This window comes from Aeromonas sp. s5, from assembly GCF_040907865.1.
GTDB lineage: Bacteria > Pseudomonadota > Gammaproteobacteria > Enterobacterales > Aeromonadaceae > Aeromonas > Aeromonas dhakensis.
This window is the reverse complement of the sequence record NZ_JBFOCO010000005.1, coordinates 138,413-159,850: the sequence shown is the minus strand read 5'-3', so window position 1 is coordinate 159,850 and position 21,438 is coordinate 138,413. Positions and strand designations below refer to the sequence as shown.

Annotated in this window: 18 protein-coding genes; 11 read left to right on the top strand and 7 right to left on the bottom strand. The window is 61.7% G+C overall.

Going from position 1 to position 21,438, the window contains the following annotated elements; genetic code table 11:
* Positions 1-31 precede the first annotated feature (31 nt).
* The 4 genes from oxyR to AB5Y94_RS01860 all read right to left on the bottom strand — a co-directional run bounded on the left by oxyR (position 32) and on the right by AB5Y94_RS01860 (position 4,516).
* On the bottom strand, positions 32-928 hold the full coding sequence (oxyR, locus tag AB5Y94_RS01875) for a DNA-binding transcriptional regulator OxyR (protein WP_010633192.1): 897 nt from the start codon (positions 926-928) through the stop codon (positions 32-34).
* Positions 929-1,073: 145 nt separating this feature from the next.
* Positions 1,074-2,714 (bottom strand): methyl-accepting chemotaxis protein, encoded by a 1,641-nt coding sequence (locus AB5Y94_RS01870; RefSeq protein WP_017764994.1) that lies wholly within the window; start codon positions 2,712-2,714, stop codon positions 1,074-1,076.
* Positions 2,715-2,932: 218 nt separating this feature from the next.
* Positions 2,933-3,580, bottom strand: coding sequence for a DsbA family protein (locus AB5Y94_RS01865; RefSeq protein WP_216973253.1), 648 nt, complete (start codon positions 3,578-3,580; stop codon positions 2,933-2,935).
* Positions 3,581-3,655: 75 nt separating this feature from the next.
* The gene (locus tag AB5Y94_RS01860) at positions 3,656-4,516 is read right to left on the bottom strand and encodes a Vmh family MBL fold metallo-hydrolase (RefSeq protein ID WP_017778962.1); all 861 of its coding nucleotides are present in this window, start codon (positions 4,514-4,516) and stop codon (positions 3,656-3,658) included.
* A gap of 127 nt (positions 4,517-4,643) precedes the next feature.
* Between AB5Y94_RS01860 and AB5Y94_RS01855 the strand changes: the two genes are divergently transcribed.
* Positions 4,644-5,543 carry a LysR family transcriptional regulator gene (locus AB5Y94_RS01855; RefSeq protein WP_010633188.1) on the top strand — a complete coding sequence of 300 codons (900 nt, stop codon included), beginning with the start codon at positions 4,644-4,646 and terminating at the stop codon, positions 5,541-5,543.
* Between the two features lie 63 nt (positions 5,544-5,606).
* On the opposite strand, the gene AB5Y94_RS01850 is transcribed toward AB5Y94_RS01855, so the two are convergent.
* Complete coding sequence (locus AB5Y94_RS01850; protein WP_095592220.1) at positions 5,607-6,383, bottom strand: BPSS1780 family membrane protein; 777 nt, start codon at positions 6,381-6,383, stop codon at positions 5,607-5,609.
* 176 nt (positions 6,384-6,559) lie between these two features.
* On the opposite strand from AB5Y94_RS01850, the gene AB5Y94_RS01845 reads away from it, so the two are divergent.
* Positions 6,560-7,411, top strand: coding sequence for a hypothetical protein (locus tag AB5Y94_RS01845; protein WP_368204596.1), 852 nt, complete (start codon positions 6,560-6,562; stop codon positions 7,409-7,411).
* Between the two features lie 43 nt (positions 7,412-7,454).
* Positions 7,455-8,279: a peptidoglycan DD-metalloendopeptidase family protein gene (locus tag AB5Y94_RS01840; RefSeq protein WP_368204594.1), complete on the top strand. Its 825-nt coding sequence runs from the start codon at positions 7,455-7,457 to the stop codon at positions 8,277-8,279.
* Positions 8,280-8,366: 87 nt separating this feature from the next.
* Here the strand turns inward: AB5Y94_RS01840 and AB5Y94_RS01835 are convergent, their stop codons facing one another.
* The gene (locus AB5Y94_RS01835; protein WP_181969340.1) at positions 8,367-9,701 is read right to left on the bottom strand and encodes an MATE family efflux transporter; all 1,335 of its coding nucleotides are present in this window, start codon (positions 9,699-9,701) and stop codon (positions 8,367-8,369) included.
* Positions 9,702-9,856: 155 nt separating this feature from the next.
* On the opposite strand from AB5Y94_RS01835, the gene mscM reads away from it, so the two are divergent.
* The 7 genes from mscM (at position 9,857) to frdD (ending at position 19,791) form a co-directional block, all read left to right on the top strand.
* Positions 9,857-13,135, top strand: a complete 3,279-nt coding sequence (gene mscM, locus AB5Y94_RS01830; RefSeq protein ID WP_017778967.1) for a miniconductance mechanosensitive channel MscM — start codon at positions 9,857-9,859, stop codon at positions 13,133-13,135.
* A gap of 22 nt (positions 13,136-13,157) precedes the next feature.
* Positions 13,158-13,868: a glycerophosphodiester phosphodiesterase gene (locus AB5Y94_RS01825; protein ID WP_368204593.1), complete on the top strand. Its 711-nt coding sequence runs from the start codon at positions 13,158-13,160 to the stop codon at positions 13,866-13,868.
* Positions 13,869-14,000: 132 nt separating this feature from the next.
* On the top strand, positions 14,001-15,878 hold the full coding sequence (locus AB5Y94_RS01820; protein WP_017764984.1) for a methyl-accepting chemotaxis protein: 1,878 nt from the start codon (positions 14,001-14,003) through the stop codon (positions 15,876-15,878).
* A 517-nt stretch (positions 15,879-16,395) separates the two neighbouring features.
* On the top strand, positions 16,396-18,180 hold the full coding sequence (gene frdA, locus AB5Y94_RS01815; protein ID WP_242762702.1) for a fumarate reductase (quinol) flavoprotein subunit: 1,785 nt from the start codon (positions 16,396-16,398) through the stop codon (positions 18,178-18,180).
* Positions 18,173-18,907 (top strand): succinate dehydrogenase/fumarate reductase iron-sulfur subunit, encoded by a 735-nt coding sequence (locus AB5Y94_RS01810; RefSeq protein WP_005298338.1) that lies wholly within the window; start codon positions 18,173-18,175, stop codon positions 18,905-18,907. The genes frdA and AB5Y94_RS01810 overlap by 8 nt, the downstream gene beginning before the upstream one ends.
* A gap of 16 nt (positions 18,908-18,923) precedes the next feature.
* Positions 18,924-19,322, top strand: a complete 399-nt coding sequence (locus AB5Y94_RS01805) for a fumarate reductase subunit C (RefSeq protein ID WP_005298336.1) — start codon at positions 18,924-18,926, stop codon at positions 19,320-19,322.
* A gap of 112 nt (positions 19,323-19,434) precedes the next feature.
* On the top strand, positions 19,435-19,791 hold the full coding sequence (gene frdD, locus AB5Y94_RS01800; protein ID WP_005298330.1) for a fumarate reductase subunit FrdD: 357 nt from the start codon (positions 19,435-19,437) through the stop codon (positions 19,789-19,791).
* Between the two features lie 122 nt (positions 19,792-19,913).
* Here the strand turns inward: frdD and AB5Y94_RS01795 are convergent, their stop codons facing one another.
* On the bottom strand, positions 19,914-20,612 hold the full coding sequence (locus AB5Y94_RS01795; protein ID WP_041212553.1) for a hypothetical protein: 699 nt from the start codon (positions 20,610-20,612) through the stop codon (positions 19,914-19,916).
* A gap of 94 nt (positions 20,613-20,706) precedes the next feature.
* On the opposite strand from AB5Y94_RS01795, the gene AB5Y94_RS01790 reads away from it, so the two are divergent.
* Entirely contained in the window at positions 20,707-21,348 is a 642-nt protein-coding gene (locus AB5Y94_RS01790; RefSeq protein ID WP_054545375.1) for a TetR/AcrR family transcriptional regulator, read from the top strand.
* Positions 21,349-21,438 lie beyond the last annotated feature (90 nt).

Sequence of the window (21,438 nt, the reverse complement as noted above, 5' to 3'; positions counted from 1 at the left end):
TTTTCTTTTGGTGAGCACGAACGCGTTGTCGTCAGCCGAGCAGGCTTTTCATCAGGCTCGAGATGCGGGCCGCCAGCTCGTTGAAGCAGGGCCGACGCACCGAGTAGTGACGGTAGAGCAGCGCTATGGTACGCCCCGGTACCGGATCGATCACCGGCCGGTAGCTGACGCCGCCCTCTTCGGTATTGGCAGGCACCGCTAACCTGGGTACCAGCGTCATGCCGCTGCCGGCTGCCACCATGTTGCGCAGCGTCTCCAGGCTGGTGCCCTTGAAACGCTGATCCTCGCCGATGCCGGCGGCAAAACAGAAGCCCATCGCCTGATCCCGCAGACAGTGGCCATCGGCCAGCATCAGCAGCTTCTTGCCCTTGAGATTGCTGAGCGGCACCGCCTTGGCCTTCGCCTCCGGATGCTGCTGGGGCACCGCCAGCCACATGGGCTCCTGATAGAGAGGGATGGAGCCAAACCCTTCCATCCCCTCCAGTTCGGCCAGGATCAGGCAGTCCAGCTCCCCCTCTTCCAGCCGTTTGAGCAGCACCTGGGTCTGCTCTTCATAGAGGTAGAACTCCAGCTTGGGAAAATGTTCGCGCAGATCCTGGATGATGTGTGGCAACAGATAGGGACCGACGGTGGGAATGAAGCCGATGTGGATCTCGCCAGACATGGGTTCGGCAAAGTGCTGGCCTATGCTCTTGAGTTCGCGCACCTCTTTGAGCACCTTGCGAGCCTGCTGCGCCATGGCATCGCCAGCCGGGGTAAACAGCACCTTGCGGGAGGTGCGCTCGATCAGGATCACCCCCAGCTCATCCTCCAGCTTGCGCAGCTGGCCGCTCAGGGTCGGCTGACTGACGAAACAGCGCTCGGCCGCCTTGCGAAAGTGCTTCTCCTCTTCCAGCGCCACCAAATACTCGAGATCGCGAAGGTTCATACATCCAGAATCCTGCCAACCAATGGGGCCATTAGCATGCCCAAGAAAGGCGGGAGGGACAAGGGATGGTGAGATTGGACAGACCATGCACAGGGGATAAATAAAACGGGCCCGGATCCGGGCCCGTCGGGTCAGCGTCGCCTCATCACACCCGGAAGCGGCGTACCAGCTCCTGCAGCTGGGTGGCCAGATGGTTCAGGTCATTGCAGGCCTGCGCCATCTGGGTTGCCCCGGCCGCCACCTCTTCCGAGGCATGGCTGATATTGACCACGTTGCGGTTGAGCTCTTCACTCACCGCCCCCTGCTCTTCGGTGGCGGTCGCAATCTGGATGTTCATGTGGGAGATGCTCTCCACCGAGCCGCTGATCTCGGAGATGGACGCCCCCGCCTCGCGCGCCGTACTGACGGTGGAGTTCATCATGTCCTGACTTTGCTGCATGGTGGTGCCGGCCTGCTCGGCCCGCTGCTGCAGCTCGGCAATGATGGTGTTGATCTGGGAAGTGGAGTCCTGGGTCCGTTTCGCCAGGGTGCGCACCTCATCGGCCACCACCGCAAAACCGCGCCCCTGTTCCCCGGCCCGGGCCGCCTCGATGGCGGCGTTCAGTGCCAGCAGGTTGGTCTGCTCGGCGATCCCGCGAATGACCTCCAGCACCATGCCGATGTTGCGGCTGTCATCACCTAACTGATGAATCACCACGGCAGTGCTCTCGATGGCACCGGCCACCTGCTCAATGCGCTTGATGGAGTCGTTGACGGTGCGGGCCCCCAGCTCGGCGGTGCTGCTGGCGGCACTGGCGGCACTGGCGGCATCGCTGGTGTTGCGGGACACCTCCTGCACCGTCGCCTGCATCTCGTTCATGGCGGTGGCCAGCTGGTTCAGCTCGTGTTGCTGGCTGTTCATGTTGTTGGCGGACTGACGGGCCACCGCACTGATCTCTTCGGCTGCTGAGCTCAGTTGCACCACGGATCCGGAGACTTCACTGACCAGATTGCGCAAGTTTTTCTGCATCTCACCAAAGCCCTTGGCCAGTTGACCCAGTTCGTCATTGTTGAACTGGCTGGTGTCAAGATGGGTCGCCAGGTCACCTCCCGACACTTTACCAACCACCTCCAGCAACGCGTTGACCGGGCGCTTGATCTGTTGAGTCAGATACCAAGCCACCAACACCACGAAAAGCAGCGTCACGAGTCCAATCGCTATGCTGAGCAGTTTGGCTGACTCATATGATTGCTCACTGCTGGTATGCATGGCACTACCAATGCGGTCGTTAATCTCGCGCAACGTCATTGTGAGCTGAGTGGTCTGGTCTAACGTAGTGCGGGTAATGCCATCCCGATACTCGCCAATCTTGGCGCCTTCGTTGTTCATGACCGCTTGATACAGCTGATCATGGGCGCTGAAATAAGCCTCTCCTGCTGGTTGCAAGGCACGATAGGTCTGCTCTTCTTCTGCGTCGTTGAAAGCCAAACGGCCATAATCCGACAACGCTTTTAGAAAGCGAGCCTTGGCATCCGAGAAACTGTCGTTCCGTTTGGCGATATCCGCCTGGTCATTGTTGGTCAACGCAATGACCATGGCCAGCTCGGCTCGACGCGCATCCAGCAGCGCAACGTGCATTTGGCTGGCATAGCGAATGGAAGGCACCAGGTTATTGACAATAAGCTGAGTGTTCGCATTCAGGTAGGAGAGCCTGGAGATCCCAAATCCGGCGATGACCAGCACCAATAATGCCAACACCGCAAAACCGGCGCTCAACTTCTGACCTATAGACATATTTTTGAACATGATTGGTATCCTTGGCGGCTAGACGCAAGCCCCTGACATCGAACGTCCGGGCTATCCCCATAGAGCATAGCGCGATGATTGCAAGCGGATGATTTTCATACTATCCGCGGCTGAATATATCGCCCTGCCCGGGGATAGCATGAGGGCCGCCCTGGCAGGAAAATCCACTCAGGACTCATCCAGACAAGATTATCTTCGGCAGGATACCAATTCCCCCCTCAGCGCCCCATCAGCTGCTGGATATGGCGGGCAAATGCCTGCGGCTCGCCCAGGAAAGAGGACGCTGACAAGGGCGTTACCTTGTCCCCCCGCACCAGCCCCAGAGTCGGGTAACCCTGCCCGCCGAGACGACGCATCCAGACCTGGCTGTCCGCCAGATGGCTTGCCAGCTCAACCGCCTGATAAGCCTGCACGAAGGCCTCCTGCGCAATGCCCTGCTCCGCCGCCAGGCTGGTCAGATGCTCGAGAGAACCGATCCAGATGCCATCGCGATAGTGGGATTGCTGGATGCGGTGCAGCATCACCAACCCATTGCCCCCCAGGGATGCCACCGCCAGGATGGCGCGGATCGGCTGCTCCGAATCCAGCAGCAGGCCATCTCGCAGCAGCAGCTCGTTGAAATAGCGCTCGCCGAAAGGCTGACCGGTCAGCGCCTGGATCCGCTCGTCATGGGGGCGCACATAGTCGCGCAGCGCCTGACCCATGGCCTGGCGGCGGCCACCCAGCCAGAGACCGCCGGCATGCAGTTCGATCTGCAAGCCGGCGACATCGGCCGCGGCTTTCAGCAGCGGGGCAGCGCCATAGCACCAGCCACAGAGGGGGTCATAGACATAATGGAGGGTTGTTTGCACTTCGTTCATCATCATTCTCGCTTCAATTCTGGATAAAAAACCGGGCCCTCGGGCCCGGTAAAAAAACACAGGGAAGTAGGCGTCAGGGGGTTACCACTTCATCTCGCCGGTATTGACCTTGGCACCGATGGCCAGACCATCGTCGACCGGCAGGGACGGGTAAGCCTTCTTCAACGCTTCAATCAGCTGCCCGGAGTTCTTGGCCTTGGCCAGCTCCTGCTCAAAGCGCTCTACGTAGTCACGGGTGAAGGTCACAGCTTCGGTACCCTTGGGCGCAGTCCCCAGGAAGTGACCCGGCACCACGCGCTCAGGCTTCAGAGCCAGCAGATTGTTCAGCGCCTTGACCCAGTTGCTGCGAGCGGCCTTGGTCTGGCTGTCCGCCATCCACACATGTACGCCGCTGTAGACCGGCACACCACCAAAGGCAGTCTTGATGGACGGCGCCCACAGGTAGGCATTCGGAGTGTTCATCTCCTTGATCTCGATCTTCTCGCCATCCAGGGTCAGGTGGCTGGCCGTCATCACTTGCGGCACGGTCAGGCTCTTGGGTGCACCCTTGCCCAGAATGGGGCTCCAGTAGCTCAGCTTGGCATCCTTGGTCTGGTTGATGTGGTCAACCACATGCTGGTCGGCCAGCACCTTGACGTCGGGGAACGCGGCCATGACAGGTTCCAGACCGAAGTAGAAGTCGGGGTCACCGGCACTGATATAGACGGTGGTCAGTTTCTTGCCGCTCTTCTTGATCATGTCGACCAGCGCCTGACCGTTTTGCACGTCGAACTGGGCATCAATCAGGATCGCCTCCTTGTCACCGGCCACCAGTGAAGAGGAGACCGGGAAGATGGCCTTCTCGCCAGGGTTGTAGACAGTTACGGTCAGCGGGGCGGCCATGGCGGCACCACTCAGCAGGGTGGTAGCCAGGGTCAGATTGCGGATCAGGGTATTGTTCATCGGGTATTCCTCATCAAGTCATCAGGGGTTCATCAGATGGACACAGTTTATTGGATCACTTTCGGTACAAATACAGCATAATGAGCGCATCACTGTTGCATTAATCGAGCATATAGAGAGCCTGAACATGGATCGACTGACCGCATTGCGGGTCTTTGTCAGCGTAGTCGAACAGGGCAGCCTGAGCGGCGCCGGGGAGAAACTGGAGATGTCGCGCGCCATGGTGACCCGCTATCTGGCGGAGCTGGAGCAGTGGATGGGGGCGCGGCTGCTGCACCGCACCACCCGCCGGCTCAGTCTGACCGGCCCGGGAGAAGAGGCGTTGAACCGGGCCCGGGCCATGCTGGCGCTGGGGGAAGAGATGGAGCAGATCGCCGTGCGCGGCGACGAGGCGCCCAAGGGGCAGCTGCGCATCACCAGCAGCTATTCGCTCTCGGAAGCCCTGCTGGTGGGGGCCGCCAACGACTACCTGGCGCGCTATGCGGGCACCGCCATCGATATCCTGCTGCTGGACCGGACCGTCAATCTGGTGGAGGAGCGGATCGATCTCGCCATCCGCATCACCAATGATCTCGATCCCAACCTGGTGGCCCGCCGGCTCGGCACCTGCCACTCCGTGGTCTGTGCCAGCCCGGCCTATCTGGCCAAACACCCGACGCCGCACAAGGTGCAGGAGCTCGCCCTGCACAACTGCCTCACCTACACCTATTTCGGCAAGAGCCTGTGGGAATTTCAGGGGCCGGACGGACCCGAATCTGTGCCGGTCAGCGGCAACCTCAGCGCCAACATCTCCAACCTGTTGCTGGAGGCGACCCTGGAAGGTGCCGGCATCAGCCTGCAGCCTCGCTATTCCGCCCAGCCCCATCTCGAGACCGGCACTCTGGTGCCGCTGCTGGAACAGTGGCAACCCAAGCGACTCGGCGTCTACGCCGTCTACGGCACCCGCAAGCAGATGTCACCGCTGTTGCGCAGCTTCCTCGACTTTATGGTGGAGCGAATGGCCGCCGACCCCATGTGGCGTGATTAAACCGGCATGAAAAAGGGGCCAGCAGGCCCCTTTCGTTCAATATGCCAGACTCGCTGGCCGCATTCAGGCTTCGAAACCGCTCAGCGGGGCATCAGCCGGCGTCTCCTGCGCCACATCCAGGAAGATCTCCCGATATGCCACATAGATGGAGTAGTTGAGGGCCGGGATCACCACCAGCAGCCCCACCAGCATCAGCGCCGCACCAAACAGCATCAGGATGGCGGCGACTATGCCCCACCAGAGAAAGGGCCACATGTTGGTCAGGCAGCCTTTGAAGCTGAGCTTGGCCGCCTGCAGGATCCCCACGTCGTGGAAATAGATGAGCGCGGGGGCGAAGGTGATGGCCATCAGCACCGGGATCAGCAGCGCCAGCCCCAGCAGCAGGCAGAGCAGCAGCCCCTGGGCCTGGGCCGCCGTGACCACCAGGGATTCGGGATCCTGGGTCAGCAGGGAGGTAAGCCCCCACATGGAGAGCAATCCCAGGCAGATGAGACCGATCAGGCTGAACAGGGCCAGCACCAGCAGGCCCCCCAGCATCAGCGGGGTCAGCTTGTGGCGAAAACCGGAGAAAAAGTCGGCGAAGCGCAGCGGGTTGCCTTCATAGCCGTGGTGGGCCACCGCCACCCAGCCAGCGCCCCAGACCATGTAGAGCAGCTGGGAGATGAGGCTGCCCGCCGGCAGGCGTTCCAGCAGCAGACCGACCGCAAACCAGACGAGAACCATGCCGACGCTGGCCCCCATCCCCTTGTTGAAGATATCGAAGCCGGACCGCACCCAGACCCAGCCACGCCCTATGGGGTGACGGGCGGGTGCTGTGCGCAGGGGGGACAATCCATTCATAACATTTCCTCGGATGAAAACGGCTGGTTGCCGATTCTAGAGCCATGGGGCCCCCGACTCAATGGCGGGCCGCCGTCGACACCGCCGGTGCACGTCATGGCTGCTTGTATCAGACGTTACGGTTATCATAAGAGACCCCTCTGCAAGGGGCATTCACTTATTCAAGAGAATCAAAAATGCGTACATCTCACCTGGCGCCGCTGCTGCTGGCCTCCCTGTTGCTCAACCTCTGGCAGTGGCAAGCCGACCACACCACCGCCCAGCCGGAATCAGACGCCGCCGGCACCGCCCGCGCAGCCCAGTGCGACGCGTCAGCTTCCCAGAGCAGCAGCCAGAACCCGGGGCAAAGCCTGCTGGCCAAGCTGCCCGGCAAGGGCCCCCAGAGCGAGCCAGCTCCCACCCAGGAGGCACTCCCCCCCAACCCCGAGCTGGAAGCCGCCATCAGCCAGTGGAGCCAGTCGAGCGAAGGGTCCGTGCTGATCGAACGGCTCTATGACGCCGAGCAGGGCAGCCAGCTCACCACCGTATTCGATCGGCTCGACATCGTGGAGGACGTGCGCGGACAGGTTCAGGAGCAGCTGCGCGAGCTCTATCGCCTCGGCTTCGATCATCCTGACGCCTATGAGCAGGAGAGCCAGCGCATCTGGAGCAACCTCAGCAACCTGCTGGGGGAGGATACCCGCACCCGGCTCGAGCAGGAGATCTACTCGGGCGACACCAACCGCCTGCTGGAGATCCAGGGACGCCTGGCGGAGCGCGGCGAGCTGCTGGCACCGGCCCAGCGCCAATCCCTGACGCGCCTGTTGAGCGAGGCGAACCAGCAGCTGGCCCAGCAGGAGAGCGGCGATGCCGGCACCTATCTGGAGAACCAGCGCGCCTATACCCAGCGGGTGCTGGAGAGCAGCCGCGGCTTCCTGAGCCCGGATCAGCTCAAGGTGCTGCAAGACATGCTGGAACTGGATCTGGTGCGCCAGGAGGTCTCGGTCCAGATGGAAGCCATCTACCAGCGCTTCCAGCCAGCCTCCTGATTTCGTTACCGTTTCGTCTTAGTCAACCCAGCCTGGAATCATCATGAGAGTCGTTTGTTGTCTATTGTTGCTGCTGGCCAGCCAGTCCGCCCTCGCCGAGGGCTTCATCAGCCGCCTGCTCAACCACCCGGTGCCGGGTGGCATCGCCGTGGTGCCCCTTGGCAGCGAGGCACAGACCCCGACCGCCCGCTATCAGGACAAGCCGGTGCTGGTGGTGCGTGAAGAGGGCAAGCGCTGGATTGCCATCGTCGGCATCCCCCTCAAGAGCCAGCCCGGCCCCCACCAGCTGCAGGTGAGCGATGGCCGCACCCTCGGCTTCACGGTCGGCAGCAAGCACTACCGCGAGCAGCACATCAAGCTCAAGAACGGCCGTCAGGTCAACCCGCTGGCCGAGGACATGGCCCGCATCAACCGCGAGCTGGCGGAGCAGACCCGCGCCTACCAGACCTTCAGCCCGGCCCAGCCCAGCAACCTGCTGTTCGACAAGCCGGTGGAGGGCCCGCTCTCCAGCCCGTTCGGGCTGCGCCGCTTCTTCAACGGCGAGGAGCGCAACCCCCACTCCGGCCTCGACTTCGCGGTCGGTGCCGGCACCCCCATCAAGGCGCCGGCGGCGGGCAAGGTGATCCTGATCGGCAACTACTTCTTCAACGGCAACACGGTGTTCGTCGATCACGGCCAGGGGCTCATCAGCATGTTCTGCCACATGTCGAAGGTCGACGTGAAGCTGGGTCAGAGCCTGCCCCGCGGCGGCATCGTCGGCCGGGTCGGCGCCACCGGCCGCGCCACCGGTCCCCACATGCACTGGAACGTCAGTCTCAACGACGCCCGCGTCGACCCCGCCATCTTCATCGGCGCCTTCAAGCCCTGAGGCCGGAGACCTGTCGCGCGCAGGCAGGGGCGTTCAAAACGAAAAAGGCAGCCGAGGCTGCCTTTTTCATGGCCGAATGACCACCTGTCAGGCAGCGCTGTGCTGGCGCGCCTCCCTGTTCATCGCCCGCCACATCACCAGTACCAGCAGGGTGCTGCAGGTGGGCAGCGCCAGCCAGACGCCGGATACCCCCCACAGGGAAGAGAAGCCCCACAGAAAGCCGCCGATCAGCACCAGCTTGCCGCCGGTGAGCAGGGAGGCGACGCGGGCCCGGTTGATGGCCTGGAAGTAGGTGGCCCCCACCAGCAGCAGGCCCTCCATCGGCAACCCCCAGAAGTAGAGCCAGATGCCGAGGCTGGCCACCGGCAACAGGGCCGCGTTGTCACCGGCAAACAGGTAGACCACCCCTTCCGGCCAGAGATAGAGCGGCAGCATGCCGCACAGGGCCACCAGCAGCGTCACCCCGAGCGCCAGGTTGCGCACCCGCAGCACCCGTGCCCAGTTGCCCGCCCCGGCGTTGAAGCTGGCGATGGGCTGGATGCCCATGGCGATCCCCTCGAAGATGAGATAGAAGAAGGCCTCGCTGTAGCTGATGACCCCGTAGGCGGCCACGTGCAGTGAAGTGCCGACCGAGAGCAGCGCCTTGTTGTGCAGCGCCAGCACCACAGACAGGTAGAGGTACATCAGAAAGCTCGACACCCCGAGTCGCAATGTCTCTCCCATCAGCCGCCAGTCGGGCCGCAGGGTATCCCAGCGAATGCGCAGCTGGCTGCGCGGGGTGAAGAAGTGCCACAGGCAGAGGCCGCCGGTCACCGCCTGGGAGAGCATGGTGGCGATGGCGGCCCCCGCCAGCCCCCAGGGGATCACCGCCATCAGCAGATAGTCGAGCAGCACGTTGAGCACGCCGCCCCCCACCAGGATCCAGGTGGTGAGGCCGGGTCGCCCATCGTTGCGCAGCAGGGCGGTAAAGGCCATGGAGAGCACCGCGAACACCCCGAGCCAGGAGTACCACTGCAGATAGGCGTATCCAGCGTCGAAGATGGCCCCCTCCGCCCCCATCCACACCAGCATCTCGTCGCCATAGTGGATACCGATGAAGGCGAGCAGCGCCGAGGCGATAAGCACCATCACCAGCGCGTTGCCGACGATGTGACGGGCCCTGCCCTGCTCCCCCTTGCCCAGATAAAACGAGGCGAGCGCCGAGGAGCCCATGCCGATCAGCGCCCCCACCGCATAGAGCACGGCGCAGATGGGGTAGGCCAGCATCATGCCGGCGAGGCCATCCTGGCCCAGAATATGGCCGACGAAGATGCCGTCTATGGTGACATAGATGCCGGTGACCAGCATGGCGGCCACGGTCGGGGTGACGTAGCGCCAGAACAGGCGGGAAAGGGGGGCCGTGCCCAGATCGACTGCGGACATAGGATGCTCAATGGAGGGGAAAACGGCCGGAATGATAGCCAAAGCGGGCCGGGATCGCCCGTTATTTATGTTACAAATCATTAATATGGAAAACTTTACCCGCCCAGGCCCCTGCTTTAGGCTAGGGCGACTCCACCTGAACGGAAACGTGCGCCATGTTGCAACGCCTGCTCTCCCTGCTGCTCTGCCTTACTCTTCTTTCTCCCCTTGCCCAGGCCGATGACGCCATCACCCAGGTGGAAGAGCTGCTGCAGAGCGTGCCCAAGACGGACACCCCGGAGAACCAGAAGCTGCGGGAGAGCTACCAGCAGGCGCTGCAATTTGCCCGGGAAGCCCAGCGCTATCGCGAGCAGGGCAAGGCCTATCAGCAGGTGCTCATCGACTATCCCAAGGAGTCGGCCCGCCTCAAGGAGAGCCTGCACAACTACCAGCCCCAGCCTCGCCCTGCCCTCTCTTCCCTGAAGGAGGAGGCGCTGCGCCAGGCCATCGGCCTGAGCAGCAACCGCCAGCTCAACCTGCGCAAGGAGCGCCAGGGGGTGATGGACAGCCTCAACCAGCTGGAGAGCACCGGCCAGGAGTATCACCTGCGGGTCGACGAGCTGCGCAAGCAGTTGCAGCAGACCCGTGCCCTGCTCGATCGGCTCAGCTTCAGCAGCGAGTCTGACCGCCAGCAGGATGCCCAGCAGCTGGTGACCCGCCTCAAGGAGCAGAGCCTCTCCGACCGGATCCAGATGCTGGAGCTGGAACAGCTCTCCGCCCAGCAGCGCAACGATCTGGGCAAGCTCAGGCTGCAGGAGCTCAACCTCGCCATCACCGACGAGGACGAGTGGCAGACCAGCCTGCTCAACCAGCAGAACCAGCTGCGCCGCGACAAGACGGAACAGGCACTGGCGGAGAGCGAGCGGCTGCGCAAGCAGCTCACCTCCGACATGCCGCTGCTGCTGGAGCAGCAACAGCAGAACCAGGCGCTCTCCATCCAGCTCGGCGCGCTCGAAGATCAGATTGAGCGGGTGCAGGACGAGCAGCGGGTGATCGACACGAACCTCTCGACCCTGAACGACCTGGTCAACTCGGTGCGCGAGCAACTGGAGTGGCTGCAGATCAGCAACGCCTACGGCGAGAACCTACGCAGCAAACTCTCGGATCTGCCCGCCTACTTCCCCCTCGACAAGCTGGAGTCGGCCATCGTCAACGCCCGCATGGCCAAATACCAGTACGAGACCGAGCAGGATGCCCTCAAGGATCCGCGCCAGCTGCGCGATCAGCTGCTGACCACCGACGGCATCACCCTGGATCGCGCCCAGCTGGCGGTGCTCGACAACCTGCTCAAAGCCAGGCGGCAGCTGCTGACCCGACTCAACGACGCCGCCGACAGCCTCATTCAGGAGCAGACCCGGCTCAAGCTGCTCTACAGCCGCCAGAACAGCAAGATCGACGAGATCCGCGAGCTCAGCGCCAGCCACCTGTTCTGGATGCCGGACGTGCGCCCGCTCACCCCGGCCGTGCTGCTCGGGGTGCCGGCCGCCCTCGGTCTCGCCCTCAACCCGGTCAACTGGCTGCAGCTGCCCCAGGCCATCGCCGAGAACAACCCCATCACCCTCACCTTCGCCGGTATCGGCATCCTGGTGCTGGCCTGGTGCTGGTTCAAGCTGGCTCGCCACCTGACCCACTACAGCCAGTACATAGCGCCCCGCATCGGCAAGGTGACCCAGGACAAGTTCAGCCTCACCAGCCGGCTGCTGATGCGCTCTCTGCTGGCCTCCCTGCCGCTGCCCGCCATGGTGCTGATGGTGCGCGGCCTGCTCGACGGCGCCTGGCAATACCCGTTCGCGGTGGCGGTGGCCCGCGGCCTCGGCGAGATCTGGTTCCTGCTGCTGGCGCTCTTGATGGCCCGCCACCTGACGCTGGAGAAGGGGATCCTGATCCTCCATTTTCGCTGGCAAAAGGAGAGGGTGCAGAAGGTGTGGAGCCAGTTTCGCACCCTGCTGCTGGTGATCATCCCGAGCTTCTTCGTGCAGGGCATGGCCAACAGCTATCAGGAGCACGCCTTTTACGATTCCCTCGGCAGGCTGGCCTTCATCGTCGGCGCCCTCTGGCTGCTGCTGTTCTTCGCCCGCCTCAACCGGGAGCGGCTGCCGCTCACCTGGGGTCAGGCCGACATGAGCAAGCCCCACCTGCTGCACCACTTCATCTGGAACAGCCTGATGCTGGCGCCGCTGCTGGCGGTGATCGGCTCATTGCTCGGCTATTTCTATACCTCGCGCATTCTGTTGCGCCAATTAGAACTGAGCCTGCTGATGGGGCTGGGTTGTCTGCTCGTCTACTATCTGGCCCACCGCTGGATGCTGATCCAGCGCCGCCGCCTCGCCTTCGAGCGGGCCAAGAGCAAGCGGGCCGAGATCCTGGCCCAGCGCGGCCGGGAAGAGGGACACGACGAGCTCAGCTCCGAGATCCCGGACGTGGTGGAGGACACCGAGCTGGATCTGGACACCATCAGTGCCCAGTCCCTCGGGCTGGTGCGCACCCTGCTGATGCTGGGCTTCACCATGCTGGTGGTGGTGCAGTGGTCCGAACTCAACTCGGCGTTCAGCTTCCTGCGCAGCATCGAGGTGTGGCAGGTGAGCAGCAAGATCGGCGGAATCGAGCAGGTCGTCGCCATCACATTGCAGGACCTGATGCTGACGGCCTTCACCTTCATCCTGACCGTGGTCACCGCCCGCAATCTGCCGGGCCTGATGGAGCTGACCCTGCTCCAGCACCTGAGCCTCTCCCCCGGCACCGGTTTTGCCATCACCACAGTGACCAAGTACATAGTACTGGTGGTGGGGGCGCTGACCGGCTTCTCCATTCTCGGCATCGACTGGTCCAAGGCGCAGTGGATGGTGGCGGCCCTCTCCCTGGGCCTGGGTTTCGGGCTGCAGGAGATCTTCGCCAACTTCGTCTCCGGCCTCATCATACTGTTCGAGAAACCGATCCGGCTCGGCGACACAGTCACCATCCGCGAGCTGACCGGCACCGTCACCAAGATCAAGACCCGCGCCACCACCATAGTGGATTGGGACAGGAAGGAGATCATCGTCCCCAACAAGGCCTTCATCACCGAGCAGTTCATCAACTGGTCCCTGTCCGACGCCATCACCCGGGTACGGCTGCGCATCCGCATCGGCCTGACCCAGGAGCCGAGAAAGATACAGACCATTCTGGAAGAGTCGATCAAGGCCTCCACCCTGGTGCTGGAGACCCCCTCCCCCGAGGTGTTCCTGATCGAATTCACCGACTCGGCCCTGATCTACGAGATCCGGCTCTACGTGAACAGCATGGATCACCGCATGCCCATCACCCACGAGGTCCACTCGCTGGTGCTGGAGAAACTGCAGCAACAGGGGCTGGGGCTGCCACACCAGCAGATCGACATTCGTCTGAGCCGGGCCTGAGTCGCCCTCACAGGAGCACAACATGCAGATCATCGCCCATCGCGGCGCCAGCGGACTGGCACCGGAGAACACCCTCAAGGCCATCAGGCTGGCGTTGACGCTGGGGGCCGGGGCCATCGAGATCGACGTGCAGCAGGCCGACGGCGAGCTGTGGGTCTTCCATGACCGAAGACTGGAGCGCTGCACCGACGGCCGCGGCGTGCTGACGGCCCAGTCACGTGCCTATCTGGCGAGCCTGAATGCCGGCGAGGGAGAGGGGATCCCGACCCTGTGGCAGGTGATGGAGGCCATCGCCGGACAGGCCGAGCTGCATATCGAGCTGAAAGGAGCAGAAACAGCCGACGAGGTGGCCCGACTGACCCTGCGTGCCGAGGCCAAGCTTGGCTTCACGACCGCCCAGTGGGTCGTCTCCTCCTTCCACCATCCCGAGCTTGCCCGCTTCGCCGCCCTGCGCCCCGAGATCCGGCTGGGGGCACTCACCTCCACCATTCCCCTCACCCAGGCGGCCTTTGCGGCCGAGCTGGGTGCCTGGTCACTCAACTGCGACGTGGATTTTGTCGATCAACAGCTGGTGCAGGATGCCCACGATCGCGGGCTAAAAGTGCTGGTCTACACGGTCGATGATCCCGCCGATCAGGCTATGCTGGCTGCCATCGGCGTCGACGGCATCTTCACCAACCGGCCGGATCGCTTTCTGCCATCCGCCAAATTGGACTCATTGTGTCGGGGGTGATCGATAACCGCTGATTTAAGCTATAAATTTAATGGCGCACCGGGATACAAAAAGTTCGACTTTGGCCGATACAGTGTTGGCCCATAACAATAAAACCACACATCGCAGACTGAAGCTCACAAGGATGTAAACATGAACTTATCCATCAAGAACAAGCTTGTCCTCGCCATCGGGGTCATTATCCTGGTCATCACAGGCCTGCAGGTCTGGTACAACACAAGTCAACTGAAAAGCGAGACCCGGCGTCTGATCTGGAGCTTCATCGACGACAGCTCGGTCTCGAATGTCAAAGGCATCTCCCGCTGGCTGGATGCCCGCATCGGCATGGTCACCGCCACCAAGGAGGCCTTCGCCAAGGAAGACGAACCCATCAGCCATCTGGCCCAGACCATGAACGCAGGCAACTTCGACCTGGTCTACGTGGGCACCAAGGATGGCAAGATGATCCAGAGCAAGCCGACCGACCTGCCGGCCGGCTATGACCCCCGTCAACGTCCCTGGTACAAGGACGCCATGGCAGCCGGCAAGCTGGCCATCACCTCGCCCTACGCCGACATCACCACGGGTCAGCTGATCATCACCATCGCCGAGCCCTTCACCCGGGGCAACACCCAGGGGGTCATCGCCGGTGACGTCTCCATCGATGCCCTGGTACGCGATGTGCTTGCCCTCAATTCGGAAGGTACCTACGCCATCCTGGTTGACGGTAATGGCACCATCATCGCCCACCCGGACAAGGAGCTGGCGCTCAAGCCGGCCACCGCCCTCTCCCCCGATCTGACCGCAGCCAAGGTCAACGAACTGGCCCATGACAACACCATCTCCGAGATGGAGATCAGCGGCAAACCCAGCGTATTCGACCTGACCGAAATCCCGAACACCAACTGGTATTTCGGCATCGTGGTGGACGAAGCGGTCGCCTATCAATCCGTCTCCCGCATGGTCACCTCCGCCCTGCTGCAAGGCCTGCTGACCATCCTCATCGTGGCCGGTTTCTCCTACGTCGCCATCAGCGGCTCCCTGGCACCGTTGAAGACCCTTGGCGAGGCGATTGCCGATCTCTCCCGCGGCAACGGGGATCTGACCCGCCGCGTCAAGATCGAGCGGGAAGACGAAGTGGGCATAGTCGCCAAACACGTCAACACCTTCATCGACCGCATCCACGTGATGGTGCAGGACATCTCCAACTCCTCCGGGCAACTGAACCAGCAGGCCAAGTCGTCCCACAACATGGCGGAGAAATCGAGCCAGGGTCTGGCCCGCCAGCAAAACGAGATCTCCCAGATCGCGACTGCGGTGCACGAGATGTCCGCCACCGCGGTGGAAGTGGCCAGCAACGCCGAGCAGACTGCCGATGCGGCCCGCAGCTCCTCCAGCAGCTGTGAGCACGGCAAGCAGGTGATCGCCCGCAACCAGCGCTCCATCACGGATCTCGCCACCCAGGTCAAACAGGCTTCCGGCATCATCCAGGAGCTGGAGAAGAACGCTCAGGAGATCAACACCATCCTCTCCACCATTCAGGGCATCGCCGAGCAGACCAACCTGCTGGCACTGAACGCCGCCATCGAAGCAGCCCGTGCCGGCGAGCAGGGCCGCGGCTTCGCGGTGGTGGCCGACGAGGTGCGGGTGCTGTCACAGCGCACCCACAGCTCCACCGTCGAGATCCGCAACATGATCGAGACCCTGCAGCGCAACACCCAGGGCGCCGTCAGCACCATGCACGAAGGCCAGCTGCTGGCCCAGAACAGCGTGGAAGATGCCAACGATGCCACCCAGGCACTGGAGCAGATCACTGCCTCCATCAACCAGATCTCCGACATGGCGACCCAGATCTCCAGCGCAGCCGAGGAGCAGCGGGCCGTTACCGACGAGGTGAGCCGCAACATCCAGGCGGTCAAGGACGTCTCGGACGAGCTGGCGGTCGATGCCGACAGCTCGCGCCATCTCTCTGAACAACTTAAAAATATTTCAGGTGAACTGAGCAATCAGGTCGGCATGTTCCGCATCTGATGCTGATCGACAAAAGGGGCCATGCAGGCCCCTTTTTTTATGAAAAAATGCTTTGGTTTCAATAGTTATTACCACATCAACCCGCAGGGATTACCGACTTTCCTGCACGACACCGGTCAGCCCTCGATCCTGCAACAGCTAACTCACCGTGACATTCGGATTAGTTTTTTGAACTCAATCACCACATTCTTCTATCCGTGAATAATTCTTATTAAATATTTTTGATAAAAAACTTAAAAACTTTGGGGGTAATACCTAAAAAGAGAGGTGTTTCTCATTTTTTTGAAAGAAAACTACGTATAATCCTGAGCTTAAAATAACCATAGTAATGACAGCGGCTGATACCGATAACTGCAGGATAGCGATAATTACGGCGTTTTCATCCAAGGAATGGGGTGATTTTGATAAAGATCACCATTGCCAAGCACTAAAACAGACCAGTTTGACTTGCATCAAGCCTGAATTTTTTTCATAGAGCAAAATCGTGCCCAGCAAATCTATCCCTAAGGAGGCAGATGTGGATATTATCAAGACCGATGTCGCCATCATCGGTGCTGGTGGTGGTGGCCTGCGTGCCGCAATCGCCATAGCGGAAGCTCACCCGGAGCTGGAGATCGCCCTGATCTCCAAGGTCTACCCGATGCGCAGCCACACAGTGGCCGCAGAGGGCGGCGCCGCCGGTGTCGTCCGTGATGATGACTCCCTCGAAAACCACTTCAACGACACCGTCTCCGGTGGCGACTGGTTGTGTGAGCAGGACGTGGTCGACTACTTCGTCAACAACGCCACCAACGAGATGATCCAGCTGGAGCACTGGGGTTGCCCCTGGAGCCGCAAGCCGGACGGCAAGGCCAACGTGCGCCGTTTCGGCGGGATGAAGATCCCCCGCACCTGGTTCGCGGCAGACAAATCCGGTTTCCACATTCTGCACACCCTGTTCCAGACCTCCATCAAGTACCCGAGCATCAAGCGCTTTGACGAGCACTTCTGCATGGATCTCATCGTGGAAGATGGTCGCGTCCAGGGCGTACTGACCTTTGACATCCAGAACGGCATCACCCGTTTCATCCAGGCCAAATCCGTCATTCTGGCCACCGGTGGAGCCGGCCGTGTCTATCGCTACAACACCAACGGCGGCATCGTTACCGGTGACGGCATGGCGCTGGCCTACCGCCACGGCGTACCGCTGCGCGACATGGAGTTCGTCCAGTATCACCCGACCGGTCTGCCGGGCACCGGCATCCTGATGACCGAAGGTTGTCGTGGTGAGGGCGGCATCCTGCTCAACAAGGATGGCTACCGCTACCTGCAAGACTACGGCTTGGGCCCGGAAACCCCGGTCGGCCAGCCGAAGAACAAGCATATGGAGCTGGGTCCCCGTGACCGTCTCTCCCAGGCCTTCTGGCAGGAGCAGCAGAAAGGCCGCGTGATCCAGGGCCCGATGGGCGACGTGGTTCACCTCGACCTGCGCCACCTCGGCGAGAAATACCTGAAAGAGCGTCTGCCCTTCATCTGCGAACTGGCCAAGGCCTACGTGGGTGTGGATCCGGTCAAGGAGCCGATCCCGGTACGTCCGACTGCCCACTACACCATGGGCGGCATCGAGACCAACGGCGCATGCGCCACCCGCCTGCCGGGCCTCTATGCCCTGGGCGAGTGTGCCTCCGTCGGTCTGCACGGCGCCAACCGTCTGGGTTCAAACTCCCTGTCCGAGATCGTGGTGTTCGGCAAGGTGGCCGGTGAGCACGCTGGTGAATTTGCCAAGACCCAGTCTCACGGCAACACCCAGGCGCTGGCAGCCAAGGCCGAGACGCTCATCAAGCAACACCTCTCCCTGCTCGACATCGACGGCACCGAAAACCCGGCGGATATCCGCAACGAACTGGGCATGTCCATGGAAGCCGGGGTCGGTATCTACCGTACCGAAGAGCTGATGCAGGGCACCATCGACAAGATCAACGAGCTGAAAGCCCGTTACAAGAAGATCAAGATCAACGACAAGTCCTCCGTCTTCAACACCGATCTACTGTACGCCATCGAACTGGGCTACATGCTGGACGTGGCCGAAGCCATGGCGCACTCCGCCATCAACCGGAAAGAGTCCCGCGGTTCCCACCAGCGTCTGGACGGTTACGAGGAGCGTGATGACGTCAATTTCCTCAAGCACACTCTCTCCTTCTACAACGGCGAAGGGGCCCCGACCATCGACTATTCCGATGTGAAAATCACTAAATCCCAACCGGCCAAGCGCGTGTACGGTTCCGAGGGTGAGAAACAAGACGAGGCTAAGAAGAATGGCTGAGATGATCGAAATTGAAATCCTGCGCTACCGTCCCGAGCAGGATAACGAGCCCTGGATGCAGACCTTCCAGGTGCCCTACCTCAAAGAGATGTCCCTGCTGGATGCGCTGCAATACATCAAGGATCATCTGGACTCTACCCTGAGCTTCCGCTGGTCCTGCCGGATGGCGATCTGCGGCTCCTGCGGCATGATGGTCAACGGCATTCCGAAACTCGGTTGCAAGACCTTCCTGCGGGACTACCTGCCGGGCAAGATGACTATCGAGCCGCTCAACAACTTCCCGATCGAGCGCGATCTGGTGGTCGACATGTCCGACTTCATCGAGAAGCTGGAGAGCATCAAGCCCTACATCATCCCGTCTGAGCCGCGCAACCTGTGCGATGGCGAGTACACCCAGACCCCGGCTGACATGGCGAAGTATCACCAGTTCTCCATGTGCATCAACTGCGGTCTGTGCTACGCGGCTTGCCCACAGTATGGCATCAACAAGAAGTTCACCGGTCCGGCGGCCCTGGCACTGGCCTACCGCTACAACGCCGACAACCGCGACAGCGCGTCCAAAGAGCGGATGAAGATCATCAGCCAGGACGAGGGCGTCTGGGGTTGCACCTTCGTGGGTTACTGCTCCGAAGTGTGCCCGAAAGGCGTGGATCCGGCGGCGGCCATCCAGCTTGGCAAGGTCGAGAGCGCCAAGGACTACATGATCGCCATGTTCAAGCCAGATTGAGATCAGGAATGAGACCATGAACAACACCAATAGCAAACGTAAGCCTTACGTCCGCGAAATGAAGAAAGACTGGTGGCTGAAGAATGCCTTCTACACCGGCTACATGATCCGCGAAGGCACCAGCATCTTCGTCTCCATCTACGCCGTCGTGCTGATGTGGGGTCTGCTGCGGCTGGTACAGGGTCAGGAGGCGTTCAACGGCTGGCTGGAATCCCTGCAGAGCCCGATCGCCATCCTGTTCCATGTCATCGCCCTGGCAGCCTGCCTGTTCCACGCCAAGACCTGGTTCGCCCTGGCGCCGAAAGCCATGCGCATCTTCCGTGGCGAAGACCTGGTGCCGGAGAAGCCGATCGTCATCGCCCAGTATGTGGCGCTGGCGGTGGTATCCCTGCTTGTCCTGATCATCGTGGCCTGAGGAGAAAACAATGAGACGTTCTGACGAGCCTGGTTATTGGTGTCTGTTTGGTACCGGGCTCTCATTCAGAAACGTTGGCCACGATCACTCAATCATGATTTGAGGAAAAAATATGAGACGTTCTGACGAGCCTATATATTGGGGTCTGTTTGGTGCCGGCGGCATGGTCGTTGCCATGCTGCTGCCGGTCATTGTCCTCATCACAGGTCTGCTGGTGCCCATGGGCATCATGGACGTGGAGACCATGAGCTACGAGCGCGTGCTGGAATTCGCCAGCTCCTGGTGGGGTGCCTGCATCCTGCTGGCCATCATCGCCCTGCCCATCTGGCACGGCATGCACCGCATCTACCATGGCCTGCATGACTTGGGGATCCACACCACCAAGCTGCACCACTATGTGTTCTATGGCTTCGCCTTCCTGGTGTCCGCCATCACCCTGGGTCTGCTGATGGTGCTGGTGTTCCAGTAAGCACATCCAGACTGCATGACAAACCGGGCCAAGTGCCCGGTTTTTTTATGACCATCTTCCGCGGCTCATCTCCATCCGATAGCAGGCCAGCTGTGCTTGATGAGACAGCTTTCAACATCCCTTCACCAGAGCCGCGGTGCCGGCTCACGGCCGTTTTCCGCGTAGTAGAGCGACGGCAGAAACTGCGCCAGATAGCTGAATTCGCTGTAGCAGTGGCGCATCAGATTGAAGCCTATCTCGTCCGGCACCTCGTCAAGCGGATTGGTGCAGGCCTTGCCCAGCAGGAAGCGGCTGCGCAGCACACAGCCGTATGGGGTATCGCGCGCCAGGTGCAACATCTCGCCATCCAGCGGCGCCCCGTTGTCATCGAGCGCCACCTCATCGCCAAAGCCGATACGGGCGCAGATGGCGGCAGAGAGAGCCTGTGTATCCCGCGCCTCCTGCAGCGGCTGCGGGTCGAACACCTCTTCGGCGCCGTGGAACTTGAGGCGAGCCGCCACCGGCGGCAGCTCGGCAAGCCACTCCACCGCCGCTATGCTGGCTCCCACATAACGCTCACCTCTCTTCCAGTGATGATCCCAGCCCCGGTGCTCGACGTGGTCGTGGGGGTGCCACCACCGGATGTGCTGGGTCGTCTCGAAGAAGGTGAACCACCAATCCAGCATGCGCCCCTTGCAGCCGTGCAGATCGGTGCGGATGGCGACCGTCAGCAGGCCCTCGGTGCTGCGGGTCAGGCCCATTTCCAGGCGCAGCGGCTGCGGCCTTAGCAACTCATTGATGTCATTGACGCCCCAGGGGGCAAGCAAGGCGGAAGTATTCATGATGAGACTCCGATAAATTTAGGAAACGAATTTCGTTTCCCAAATTACGCTATGCCTGTATGCTGAGTCTGTCAATGCTTTCCAGGAGCCCATCATGTCGCACCAAACCGATGAAGAAACACGCTCACGGGGCCGGCCGGTCACCCCGGAAGCGGACCTGCGTGCCGCCCTCACCGAGGCAACGCTGACCTTGCTGCTCAAGGGAGGATACGGTGCCACGACCGTGGATGCGGTGGCCAAACAGGCGGGGGTCGCCAAGAAGACCCTCTACCGCTTTGCCGCCAACCGCGACGAACTGGTGGCGCAGGCGGTGCGCAGCTGGACCGATGCCTTTCAACCCGCATTCGAGCAGGATGCCACTCACCCAGGCGCCCTGGGGGAGATGCTGGAGCAGGGCTTGCAGGCCATTGCAGATCAGGTGCTGAGTGCTCAGGCGGTGGGCATGTTCCGGCTGCTGCAGCATGAGTTCACGGGGCGCGATGCCCTGCTGGCGGCCTATCAGGAGAACGGGATAACCCGCGGCAGGGCGACCCTGGCGGCGTGGTTGCAGCGCCAGCAGCAACTGGGCTGGCTGCGCGAGCTTGATTCAGCCCAGACCAGCGATCTGCTGCTGGCGATGACCATGGCGGAGCCGCTGCGCCAGATGGCGCTCGGCTTGCTGGCGCCAGGCAGCGACATCCACGCGCGCATCACCGCCGCCGTAGCCCTGGTTCTGCCCGCCCTGGTACGAGGGTAAAGCCCCCTCGGCCAGGAGGCCGCGTCACGGCAAAGGGCGAGATGACATCAGAACGCGAAACCTGCCGAGAAGTTGCCGCCCCAGTCAGCG